This is a genomic window from Kineosporia sp. R_H_3 (assembly GCF_002198675.1).
In the GTDB taxonomy this organism is placed as follows: domain Bacteria; phylum Actinomycetota; class Actinomycetes; order Actinomycetales; family Kineosporiaceae; genus R-H-3.
Window position 1 is genome coordinate 1 of sequence record NZ_MWLL01000269.1, and the last position, 10,991, is coordinate 10,991.

Sequence of the window (10,991 nt, forward strand, 5' to 3'; positions counted from 1 at the left end):
GGTCGGGGACCGCCACCTCGGCGGGGGCGGACGCGTCGGGCGCGTCCGTCGCGTCGGTCGCGTCGGTCGTGCGGACGGCGCGGAAGCGCTCGAACCGGCCGACCGTGAGCATGACGAAGGCGACGAGCGCCCAGCCGAGGACGATGTCGACGATGTAGTGGTCGCCGCCGTAGACGAGGCTGAACGCCATCGCGAACGGGTACGCCGCGAGCAGCGGCCGCCAGCGGCGCCGGGCGAGCGGCCAGAGGAACCACGAGACGAGCAGCGCACCGGCCCCGTGCAGGGACGGCACGGCCGCGACGAGGTTCGAGGAGTCGATGCCGGTCTGGATGAACCCGCGGGTGCGCTCCATGCCCGGCACCTTCGCCCAGCCGCGGGACGAGATGCGCTGCACCAGCGGGCGGTAGCCGGGCTCGTGGCGCTCGAGGGCCGGCAGCACCGTGCGGTCGGGCTGCTCGGGGACCGGGTCGCTGAGGCAGGCCGGCGCCCGCGGGTTGTCCGCGACCTCCGCGTGCGTGCACCGGGCGGCGGCCCACGGCGGCGCCGCCGGGACGAGCGTGTAGCCGACGACCCCGATCGCAGACACGAGGGCGAGCCGGGTCATGAAGCGGATGAACTGGTCGCGCCGGCGCACCCAGAGCACGCCGCCGATGACGAAGGGGGCGATGAAGTGGCTCAGGTAGACGGTCGCCACGGGCGCCTCCCACCACGGGACGTGCGCGTTCGAGGCGGCGAACCGCTCCTGGAGCCACACGCTCGGGACCGTGCCGCCGCCGATCCACGCGTCGATCTTCGGCGGCCACAGCCACATCACCGGCCGGCCCAGCGCGGCGGCGTGACCGCGCGTCCAGTCGTAGGCGAGGAAGAACACGATGATCGGCATCCAGTCGAGCGGCGCCTGCCACCACGGGCGCGACCCGAGGGTGAACGCGACCAACGCGGTGATGACCCAGAAGACGACGGTGAACCGCTCGGTCGTGAAGCCGGCCGTCGAGAGCCAGACGACGAAGGCGACCACCCAGGTCGTGGCGCTCCCGATGCGCAGCCATGGCCAGTTCATCGGCAGAATGTATCGAGACAATTGCTCTCCGTAGTGCCTTTCGGCGTGTCCCGGCCGATGCCCCGAGCGTCCGGCGGCCCGGCGACGCCCGGGTGGGTGACAATGGGGCCGTGCCCGTCTACCGCGACGAAGCCGTCGTCCTGCGCTGCCAGAAGCTGGGCGAGGCCGACCGCATCGTGACGCTCCTGACGCGGGGGCGGGGTCTGGTGCGGGCCGTCGCGAAGGGCGTCCGGAAGACGTCGTCCCGGCTCGGGGCACGGGTCGAGCCGTTCATGCTCATCGACGTCCAGCTCTACGAGGGCCGCTCGCTCGACATCGTCACCCAGGCCGAGACCATCGGCCCGTACGGGACGGCGATCGCCACCGACTACGGCCGCTACACGGCCGGGACGGCGATGCTCGAGACCGCGGAGCGGCTCGCGGACACCGAGGGCGAGCCGGCCCTCCAGCTCTACCTGCTCCTCGCGGGCGGGCTCCGCACCCTCGCCGAGGGCCGGCACGAGCCCGGCCTCGTGCTCGACGCCTTCCTCCTGCGGGCGCTGTCCGTCGCCGGCTGGGCGCCGAACTTCGTCGACTGCGCCCGCTGCGGCGCTCCGGGCCCGCACCGGGCGTTCGCCGTCGCCATGGGCGGCGTCGTGTGCCCGCAGTGCCGCCCGGCCGGCTCGGCCGCCCCGCACCCGGACACCCTGACGCTGCTCGCCGCGCTGCTCTCCGGGGACTGGGGGCACGCCGACGCCAGCGAGCCGCGCCGGCGCAAGGAGGCGTCCGGGCTCACCGCCGCCTACCTGCAGTGGCACCTCGAGCGGCAGGTCCGGTCGCTGCGGCTCGTCGAGCGCGAACCGACGACGGTCGACGCCGCCCGGTACGCCGCCGTCCCGCGGACCGCGACGCCGTGACCCCCTGACCCTGACCTGCGCTGCCGGCATGGATCCCTGCACCCGCACGGTCCCTGCGCAAAGCCTCCGCACCGCTCTGGCAGGCTGTCCGGCATGCCGATGCCGAGCCGACGCCGCGCGTCCCGCGGCGCCGTGTCCGCCGTCCGGGCCGAGCCCGTCCCGCCGCCGCCGCACCCGTCTGGTGCGCGCCCGCCGGCGATCCCGGCCGAGCTCGTGCCGAAGCACGTCGCCATCGTCATGGACGGCAACGGCCGCTGGGCCAACCAGCGCGGCCTGCCGCGGACGAAGGGCCACGAGGCGGGGGAGGCGGCGCTGCTCGACGTCGTCGCCGGGGCGATCGAGATCGGCGTCACGCACGTGTCGGCGTACGCGTTCTCCACCGAGAACTGGCGGCGCTCGCCGGACGAGGTGCGCTTCCTCATGGGGTTCAACCGGGACGTCATCCGGCGCCGGCGGGACGACATGCACGCGTGGGGCGTCCGGGTGCGCTGGGCGGGGCGGCGTCCGCGGCTGTGGCGCAGCGTCGTCGCCGAGCTCGAGGCCGCCGAGGAGCTCACGAAGCACAACACCGTCTGCACCCTGACGATGTGCGTCAACTACGGCGGCCGGGCCGAGATCGCGGACGCCGCCAAGGCGATCGCCCGCGAGGCCGCCGCCGGCCGGCTCGACCCCGAGAAGGTCGACGAGCGCACCGTCGCGCGGTTCCTCGACGAGCCCGACATGCCCGACGTCGACATGTTCCTGCGGACGTCGGGGGAGCAGCGGACGTCGAACTTCCTGCTGTGGCAGTCGGCGTACGCCGAGCTCGTCTTCATGGACGTGCTCTGGCCGGACGTCGACCGCCGCACGCTGTGGCTGGCCGTCGACGACTACGCCCGGCGTGACCGCCGCTACGGGGGTGCGGTGGACGCCGCCGCGCCGCCCCAGGGCTGAGCCGCCCGTGGGACGTCACGGGGCCGCCCCGCCGCCCGACCCTGCGGGCGCCGCTGCCGCCGCCGGGCACGGGCACAGCCACTCCCACGGCGGGCCGGCGAACGCCTCGCGGGGCGTCGTCGCCGTCCTCGGCGGGCTGGTCGCCCTCGTCGTCGTGCTCACCGTCGCCGGGCTCGTCGCGCTCTGGCCGCCGGCCGTCGCCGTCCCCGCGGTGATCGGCGACCTCTACGACGGCGTCGTCTTCGTCGAGGGAACGGTCGAGTCGACGTCCCGCGCCACGTGCGAGGGGACGTCGTCCGACCGCCTGCTCGACGGCACGATCCCGCAGACCGTCACGTGCGTCACCGCGAAGGTCCGGGTCGACCCGGGCGCGTCCGCGGGCGGCGGCGAGGTCGTCTCCGTCGCCGTGCCGTCCGCGGTGGAGCGGGCCGGGCTGTCCCGCGGGGACGGCGTCCGGCTCACGCGGTTCCCGCCCGCGGACGGCCAGCCCGCCGTCTACGCGTGGGCCGACCGGTCCCGGCGCACGCCGCTCACGGTGCTCGCGGTCGTCTTCGCGCTCGCCGTGGTCGCCGTCGCCCGGCTCAAGGGGCTCGCGGCGCTCGGCGGGCTCGCGGTGGCCTACCTCGCGATCGGGTCGTTCGTCGTGCCGGCGCTGCTCGCCGGCAGCGACCCGGTGCTCGTCGCCGTCGTCGCGTCGTCCGCGATCATGACCGTGCTCCTCTACCTCGCGCACGGCGTCACGGTGAAGACGACGACGGCGCTGCTCGGCACCCTCGCCGGGCTCGTCGCGACGGCGCTCTTCGCGTGGTGGGCGACGGCGGCGACCGGCCTCACCGGGCTGGACGCCGAGGAGGGCCAGGCGCTCAGCCAGCTGACGACGGGCGCGGGCATCAGCGGCGTCATCCTCTGCGGCATCATCATCGCCGGCCTCGGCGTGCTCAACGACGTGACGATCAGCCAGGCCTCCGCGGTCTGGGAGATCCACGACGCGGCACCGCACCTCGGGCCGGGGCGGCTCTTCTCCGCCGGGATGCGGATCGGTCGCGACCACCTCGCCTCGGTCGTCTACACGATCGTCTTCGTCTACGCCGGTGCCGCGCTGCCGACGCTCATGCTCCAGGCGCTCTACCAGCGGCCCGTCGGGGACGTCGTCGTCAGCGGCGCCGTGGCCGAGGAGCTCGTCCGGACCCTCGTCACGTCGTCCAGCCTCGTGCTGACGATCCCGCTGACGACCGCCGTCGCCGCGCTGCTCGCGGCGTCGTCGCGGACGGCGGCCGACCGGACGGCTGTCGACGGGACGGACGCGCACCTGCCTGCCTGACCGGCCGCCCAGGCGCTCAGCGCCGGGGGCGGGGTTGCAGGGCGTCGTGCAGGCCCGCACGCCGTCCGACGCCGGCACCGAGCACGAGCGCCGCGGCGAGCACGAGACAGGCCCCGGCGAACAGCGCCGACACGACGACCCGGACGGCCTCCGGGTTCGTGTCCGACGAGGCCGGGACGACGGCGAGCAGCCAGGCGAGGACGGTGACGAGCGCCGTGACGACCGTCGCCGCCAGGGACGCGGCGAGGGTGCGCCAGGCGTGCCGCCGGCCGAGGACGGTGCCCCACGTGAAGGTCGCGAGGGCGGCGAGCGCGCCGAGCGTGAGGACGGTGCCGTCGAGCAGGACCTGCTCCTCACGACGCGTGCGGAGCACGAGGTCCACGGCCCAGAGGATGCTCGTCACCGCCCAGACGAGCGCACCGGCGGCGAGGTGGCGTCCGCGCACGGCGGCGGGTGCGGCGGGGTGCGTGACACTCATGGGCGACCTCCCGTGGGCGAGGTGACCACGGTCGCACGCGCCGGGCCGGCTCCTCGACCCGCCGGCGGCGATCCGCACACGATGTTCATGTCCGGGCCGCGTGGTGCTCCGCCCCGGCGTGCCTGCGGGACCTCGTCCGTGCCTCGTCGGACGATCAGGGGGTGAGCGCCCACCACGACGCCGACCTGAGGGTCGGCCGGACCACCTCCGCGGTGCTGTGGGCGCTCGTGCTCGCCGTCGCCGCGGTGACGCTCACGGGCCTCGTCGTGCTGCGGCCGGACGGTGACGTCGTGCGGGCGACCCGGGTCGAGAACCCCTACGCCGGGCTGCGGCTGGTCGACGGCACCGTGAGCGGGACCCGGGCGCTGCCCTGCGACCAGGTCGGGACCGAGAGCGGCGGCGAGGGCGTCGTGCCGGCCGACCCCGGCGGCGAGGCCGGCGGCTTGCCCGGCGGCGGTCCCGGCGGGGTGGCGTCCGACTGCGCGGTCGCCGTGGTCGAGGTCCCGGCGGACGGCGGGACGGCGTCCGCGGAGGTGCCGGTGCCCGTCGAGGTGGTCCGGGCCGGTCTCGGTGCGGGGGACCCGGTACGGCTCGCGGTCTACCCGGCACAGGACGGCGTCCCGGCGGCCTACGCATTCGTCGGCTACGAGCGGCGACTGCCGCTGGGCCTGCTCGCCGGGCTCTTCGCCGTCCTCGTCGTCGCGGTCGCCCGCTGGAAGGGGCTGGCCGCCCTCGGCGGGGTCGCCGTCGCGTTCGTCGTCGTCGCGCAGTTCCTGCTGCCCGCGCTGCGCACCGGCGGGCCGCCGTTGCCGCTCGCCCTCGTCACCGCGAGCGCGATCATGCTCCCCGTGCTCTACCTCGCCCACGGCGTCTCGGCGCGGACGACGACGGCCCTGCTCGGCACCGTCGCCGGCCTCGCGGTGACCGCGGGCCTGGCGGCCTGGGCGACCGGTGCGGCGCACCTCGACGGGCTCGTCTCCGACGAGGACTTCGAGCTCAGCCGGCTCACGACCGGCGCCGGGCTCGGCGGGATCGTGCTGTGCGGGGTCGTCGTGGCGGGGCTCGGGGTGCTCAACGACGTGACGGTGACCCAGGCCTCCGCGGTCTGGGAGGTCAAGGCGCACGCGCCGCACCTGGGCGTCGGGGCCCTGTTCGCCAGCGGCATGCGGGTCGGCCGGGACCACCTCGCCTCGACCGTCTACACGATCGTCTTCGCGTACGCGGGTGCCGCGCTGCCGACGCTGCTGCTCGTCGACCTCTACGCCCAGCCGGTCGGCCAGGTGCTCACGGGCGGCGACGTCGCGGAGGAGGTCGTCCGCACCCTCGTCGGGTCGGTCGGGCTGGTCCTCGCGATCCCGCTCACGACGCTCGTCGCGGCCCTGGTCGCCGCGCGCGGCCGCCCGGTCGAGCAGCCGGAGAGCGACGGCCCGGCCGCCGGCGACCGCCGGCCCGTCGACGCGGTCACAACCTGACGCGTCAGCCGACGGGGCGCCCGTCCGGCACCGGCATCGCGTACCGGCGCACCGGCTCCGGCACCGGGTGCGCCGCCCCGGCGGCGACCCAGTCCGCGAGCGCGTCGACGACGTCGTCCTCGACGACGAGCGCGAACCAGTCGGCGGTGCCGCGGTGCCGGCGGACGACGACCACGTTGCTCAGCGCGCACGCCGACAGGCAGCCGACCGTGCGCAGCCGCGTCGGCACCGGGCTCGCGGCGGCGGCCCGGCGGAGCCGGTCCAGGTGGTCGTCGTGGTCGACGTCCGGGTGCTTCGCGGCGCTGCCGCAGCAGCAGCCGCGGCAGACGAGGACCTCGACGGCGGGGGCCGGCCGGTGCCGGCCGTGGTCGTGGAGTCGGCTGCGCATCCCGCCATCATAGGAACGAGAATCATTCTCAACAAAGCCGTGCGTGCACCCCGCGTGCCGCGCGGGCGGGGTCAGCGCGCGGCGCAGTCGGCGCAGGTGCCGAAGACCTCGACGACGTGCTCGACGTCGGCGAACCCGTTGTCCTCGCCGATCTTTCGTGCCCAGCGCTCGACGGCGACCGAGTCGACCTCGACGGTGCGGCGGCAGCGGCGGCAGATGAGGTGATGGTGGTGCCCGGTGCTGCAGCGCCGGTAGACGGACTCGCCGTCGCCGGTCCGTAGGACGTCGACGTCGCCGTCCTCGGCGAGCTGGGTGAGGGTCCGGTAGACGGTCGCGAGGCCGACGTTCTCGCCGCGCTCGCGCAGCAGGGCGTGGAGCTGCTGCGCGCTGCGGAAGTCGTCGGCGTGCTCGAGCGCGGTCCAGACGGCGCTGCGCTGGCGGGTCTCGCGCCGCCGCGTCGTCTCGGTCACCTGGTGCTCCTCCGGGTCGTCCTGGCCTCGCCCCATCGTGGCACGGTGTCAGTGGTCGTCGTAGTGCGCCCCGTGCGCGGCGTGCCGGTGCCCGTCGTGGACGTAGTCGACGTGGTCGCGGTGCGGGACGGCCTCGTGGCCGCACTCGGGGCCGTGCTCGTGCCGGTGCTCGCGCTCGTCGTGGTGGCGCCGGCCGTGGACGACGCCCCGCAGCCAGGCCGCGACCGTCGCGACGACGAACACCGCGATCGCGAGCAGCACGATCGTGCCTCCGGAGGGGGTGTCGGCGTAGTACGACAGGGTCGTCCCGCCGGTGCTCACGACGACGCCCACCCCGATGGCGACGACGACGCTGGACCGGAAGCTCGTCGCGGTCACCTGGGCGATCGCGTTCGGCAGGATCATGAGCGCGCTGATGAGCAGCAGGCCGACGATCCGCATCGAGATGACGACGGTCGACGCCGTGAGCACCGCGAGCAGCACGTTGAGCCCGAGCACGTTCATCCCGCTCGCACGGGCGTACTCCTCGTCGTTGCTCACCGCGAACAGCCGCGGGGCGAGCCCGACGGCGACGGCGAGGACGACGAGCGAGAGCACGCCGAAGACCCACAGGTCGGTACCGGTCGTCGTCGTGATCGCGCCGAAGAGGTACGCGTTGAGGTTGGCCGGGGTGCCCTCCGGGGACAGCCCGATGAGGACGACGCCGCCGGCGATGCCGCCGTAGAACATCACCGCGAGCGCGATGTCGGCGCTGGCCCGGCCGCGGGCGCGGACCAGCTCGATGGCGACGGCGCCGAGCACCGAGGCGCCGAGCGCGACGAGCACGGGGGAGGAGCCGGTGAGAACGCCGAGCCCGACGCCGGTCAGTGCGACGTGGCCGAGCCCGTCGCCGATGAGCGCGAGCCGGCGCTGGACGAGGTAGACGCCGACGACCGGGGCGGTCATGCCGACGAGCAGCGCCGCGAGCAGGGCGCGCTGCATGAAGTCGTAGGAGAGCACGGCGTCCGCCTTCAGGTCGTGCTGCGCGAGCCGCGCAGTCCGGGGTCGCCGAGCCAGCCGGAGCCGGGCGAGCGCACCGGGTCGTCCGGGCCGCCGTCCTGCCCGGCGGCGCTGTGGTGCGGGTCGTGCCCGGGGTGGCCGTAGACGTGCACCCCGAGCGCCGACCGCGCGGACATCGCGACGTCCGCCGGCTCGTCGCCGACCACACGGCCGTCGGCCACGGCGACGACCCGGGTGAGGATCGGGGCCAGCGGTGCGACGTCGTGGGTGACGACGACGAGCGTCAGCCCGTCGTCGACGAGCCGCGCGAGGGTGCGGGTCAGGGCCTCGGAGTTCTGCGCGTCGACACCGGCGGTCGGCTCGTCCATGACGAGGACCTCGGGCTCGGAGGCGAGTGCCCGGGCGATGAGGACGCGGCGCTGCTGACCGCCGGAGAGCGTCGAGACCGGGGCCCGGTGCCGGTCGGCGAGACCGACGACGTCGATCGCCTGCGCGACGACGCGGCGGTCCTCCTCGCCGGCGGGGGCCCACCAGTGGCGCCGGGCGAGCCGGCCGGAGGCGACGACCTCCTCGACGGTCGACGGCACGGCGCCGACGACGGTGTGCCGCTGCGGGACGTACCCGATCCGCCAGCGCTCCTTGAAGCGTGCCGCCGGGACGTCGAAGAGGAGCACCTCGCCCGCGGTGACCGGCGCCAGCCCGAGCACGCCGCGGACGACCGTCGTCTTGCCCGAACCGTTCGGGCCGACGATGGCGACGACCTCGCCGCGGCGCACGAGCAGGCTCACGTCCTGGACCACCGGCCGGTCGCCGTAGCCGACGCTCGCGTGCCGGAGCTCGACGACGGGGCCGCCCGCCAGGTCGCGACCCGTCACGAGCAGGGCTGGCCGGCCCGCAGGGCGGCGAGGTTGGCGCGCATGACGCCAAGGTAGTCCTGCGCGGCGGAGGCGTCGCTGATCCCCTCGATCGGGTCGAGGACGGCGGTCTTCGCGCCGGTCTCGGAGGCGACGGTCTTCGCGACGGCCGGGCTCACGAGGGTCTCGTAGTAGATGGTCGTCACGTCGTTCGCGCGGACGAAGTCGGTGACCTTCGCGATCGTCTTCGCGTCCGGCTCGGCCTCGGGCGACAGGCCGGTGATCCCGACCTGGGTCAGGCCGTAGCGCTGCGCGAGGTAACCGAACGCCTGGTGGCTCGTGACGACGTCCTTGTTCGTGCAGGTCGCCAGCCCGGCCTTCATCTCGCCGTCGAGGGCCTCGAGGTCCTTGCGCAGGGCCGCGGCATTCGCGGTGAACGTCGCGGCCTGCGCCGGGTCCGCCTGCCCGAGGCGGGCGGCGAGCGCGTCGCCGACGTCGGCCAGCCGGGTCGGGTCGAGCCAGAAGTGCGGGTCGGTCGCCGAGTGCCCGGCCTCTTCGGCGCCCTCCTCGCCCTCGTGCTCCTCCTCGACGCCCTCGAGGTCGAGCCGGGCGGAGCCCGCGGCGTCGAAGGCCTTGTCGCCGGCCTGAGTCTTCACGGCCTCGTCGACCGCGGGCTGGAAGCCCGACAGGTAGACGACGAGCCCGGCGTCCGCGACCGCCGCGACGTCCTTGGGGCTCAGCTCGAGGTCGTGCGGCTCGGCGCCGGGCTTGGTGAGGTTCGTGACGGAGACGGCGTCGCCACCGACCCGCTGGGCCGCGTACTGCAGCGGGTAGAAGCTCGCGACGACGGCGACCTTCCCGCCGCCGGCAGACGTCGTCCCGCCGCCCGACGAGGAGCCGCCGCACGCGGCGAGGGTGGTGAGCGCGACGAGGGTGGCCGACACGGCTGCCGTCTTCTTGAGCATGAGAACGATTCTCATTACGATCGGGCGTCTTGTCAAAAGGGCCGCTGCCCGGCCCCGGTGCGGCGCGGGCGGGGCGGGCCCGGCCGTAGGCTCTCGACGTGCTCGTCGTGACCCGGTACGTCGTCCCCGCCGAGGAGGCCGACAAGTTCTCCGGCCTCGCGGCCGCCGCGCTCGAGGCGCTCACCGCGCGCCCCGGCTGCACCGCCGGCTGGGTCGGCCGGGCGGTGGACGACGCCACGCTCTGGACGCTCACGACGACGTGGACGAACGTCGGCGCCTACCGGCGGGCGTTGTCCGCCTACGACGTCAAGGTCCGCGCCGTCCCGCTCATGTACCGGGCCGTCGACGAGGCGAGCGCCTACGAGCCGGTCGTCACGTGGAGTCCTGGATCAGGCACGCAGAATCACGAACCGGCCCGATCCGTGGACGCGGACGCGGCCCACCCGGGTGAGTGACGCACAGACCCTGCCGAACGGCCGCCGAGTGCCTTAACGTCACACGCGGTGGTGTAACGGTGTCACGTGACCGGTGACCGCCACGTGCTCGGGGATGCACGGACGGGGAAGGGGGTGCCGCGGTGCTGGACGCTGCCGTGGGACGCACCGAGATCGACGGCGTGCCGGTGTTCTGGGTCGACGACCCCGGGCCCTTCACCGCGGGGCTCGTGCTGGGCATGGGCGTCGTCGACGAGACCTTCCGGACCGCCGGGGTCGGGCACGCGGTCGAGCACCTCGCGCTGTCGGTCGTCGGTCGCACCCACCTCGACTTCACCGGGCAGCACCGCCTCACCGAGACCGAGTTCACCGCGACCGGGCCCGTCGGGCAGGTCGTCGACTTCCTCGCCCGGGTCTGCGACGGGCTGACCCGGCTGCCGATCGCCCGGCTCGGTCTCGAGACCGGTGTCATCGCGGCCGAGGCGAGCCGCACGACGGGGCCCGCGGACGCCGTCCTGCTCGCCCTGCGCTACGGCTACGACAGCCTCGGGCTCGCCCCGCTCGACGTCGTCCCGCCGTCCGAGATCGGCGAGACGGACGTGCTCGACCACGTCCGGCGCCTCGTGACGACGGGCAACGCGGCCGTGTACCTGTCGGCCCCGCCGCCGCCGGGCCTGCGCGTCCCGCTGCCCCGGGTCGGCGCCGGCGTCGACGTGCCGGA

General features: G+C 75.1%; 12 protein-coding genes and 1 pseudogene. 6 read left to right on the forward strand and 7 right to left on the reverse strand.

Going from position 1 to position 10,991, the window contains the following annotated elements; translation table 11 throughout:
• Positions 1 to 1,060: phosphatase PAP2 family protein (locus ECOMGDLI_RS33345; RefSeq protein WP_143448088.1), on the reverse strand; the 1,060-nt coding region annotated here is incomplete at its 3' end.
• A 110-nt stretch (positions 1,061 to 1,170) separates the two neighbouring features.
• Here ECOMGDLI_RS33345 and recO point away from each other — a divergent pair.
• The 3 genes from recO (at position 1,171) to ECOMGDLI_RS33360 (ending at position 4,210) form a co-directional block, all read left to right on the forward strand.
• On the forward strand, positions 1,171 to 1,956 hold the full coding sequence (recO, locus tag ECOMGDLI_RS33350) for a DNA repair protein RecO (RefSeq protein WP_088321170.1): 786 nt from the start codon (positions 1,171 to 1,173) through the stop codon (positions 1,954 to 1,956).
• A gap of 99 nt (positions 1,957 to 2,055) precedes the next feature.
• A complete protein-coding gene (locus tag ECOMGDLI_RS33355; protein WP_088321182.1) occupies positions 2,056 to 2,889 on the forward strand; it encodes an isoprenyl transferase in 834 nt (277 codons plus the stop codon).
• 7 nt (positions 2,890 to 2,896) lie between these two features.
• The gene (locus tag ECOMGDLI_RS33360; RefSeq protein ID WP_088321172.1) at positions 2,897 to 4,210 is read left to right on the forward strand and encodes a YibE/F family protein; all 1,314 of its coding nucleotides are present in this window, start codon (positions 2,897 to 2,899) and stop codon (positions 4,208 to 4,210) included.
• Positions 4,211 to 4,226: 16 nt separating this feature from the next.
• Here the strand turns inward: ECOMGDLI_RS33360 and ECOMGDLI_RS33365 are convergent, their stop codons facing one another.
• Entirely contained in the window at positions 4,227 to 4,688 is a 462-nt protein-coding gene (locus tag ECOMGDLI_RS33365; RefSeq protein ID WP_088321174.1) for a hypothetical protein, read from the reverse strand.
• Positions 4,689 to 4,849: 161 nt separating this feature from the next.
• Between ECOMGDLI_RS33365 and ECOMGDLI_RS33370 the strand changes: the two genes are divergently transcribed.
• A complete protein-coding gene (locus ECOMGDLI_RS33370) occupies positions 4,850 to 6,160 on the forward strand; it encodes a YibE/F family protein (protein ID WP_198955417.1) in 1,311 nt (436 codons plus the stop codon).
• A 4-nt stretch (positions 6,161 to 6,164) separates the two neighbouring features.
• Here the strand turns inward: ECOMGDLI_RS33370 and ECOMGDLI_RS33375 are convergent, their stop codons facing one another.
• The 5 genes from ECOMGDLI_RS33375 to ECOMGDLI_RS33395 form a co-directional block, all read right to left on the reverse strand.
• A complete protein-coding gene (locus tag ECOMGDLI_RS33375; RefSeq protein ID WP_088321176.1) occupies positions 6,165 to 6,548 on the reverse strand; it encodes a (2Fe-2S) ferredoxin domain-containing protein in 384 nt (127 codons plus the stop codon).
• A gap of 71 nt (positions 6,549 to 6,619) precedes the next feature.
• Positions 6,620 to 7,018 (reverse strand): Fur family transcriptional regulator, encoded by a 399-nt coding sequence (locus ECOMGDLI_RS33380; RefSeq protein ID WP_233150124.1) that lies wholly within the window; start codon positions 7,016 to 7,018, stop codon positions 6,620 to 6,622.
• A gap of 48 nt (positions 7,019 to 7,066) precedes the next feature.
• On the reverse strand, positions 7,067 to 7,999 hold the full coding sequence (locus ECOMGDLI_RS33385; protein ID WP_088321185.1) for a metal ABC transporter permease: 933 nt from the start codon (positions 7,997 to 7,999) through the stop codon (positions 7,067 to 7,069).
• 29 nt (positions 8,000 to 8,028) lie between these two features.
• Positions 8,029 to 8,892: a metal ABC transporter ATP-binding protein gene (locus ECOMGDLI_RS33390; protein WP_198955418.1), complete on the reverse strand. Its 864-nt coding sequence runs from the start codon at positions 8,890 to 8,892 to the stop codon at positions 8,029 to 8,031.
• Positions 8,889 to 9,836 (reverse strand): metal ABC transporter solute-binding protein, Zn/Mn family, encoded by a 948-nt coding sequence (locus ECOMGDLI_RS33395; RefSeq protein ID WP_088321178.1) that lies wholly within the window; start codon positions 9,834 to 9,836, stop codon positions 8,889 to 8,891. Before ECOMGDLI_RS33395 ends, ECOMGDLI_RS33390 begins: the two co-directional genes overlap by 4 nt.
• Positions 9,837 to 9,934: 98 nt before the next feature.
• On the opposite strand from ECOMGDLI_RS33395, the gene ECOMGDLI_RS33400 reads away from it, so the two are divergent.
• Both ECOMGDLI_RS33400 and ECOMGDLI_RS33405 read left to right on the forward strand, forming a co-directional pair.
• Positions 9,935 to 10,291, forward strand: a complete 357-nt coding sequence (locus ECOMGDLI_RS33400) for an antibiotic biosynthesis monooxygenase (RefSeq protein ID WP_088321180.1) — start codon at positions 9,935 to 9,937, stop codon at positions 10,289 to 10,291.
• Positions 10,292 to 10,428: 137 nt separating this feature from the next.
• Positions 10,429 to 10,991: pseudogene (locus tag ECOMGDLI_RS33405) on the forward strand (hypothetical protein); the annotation flags it as partial.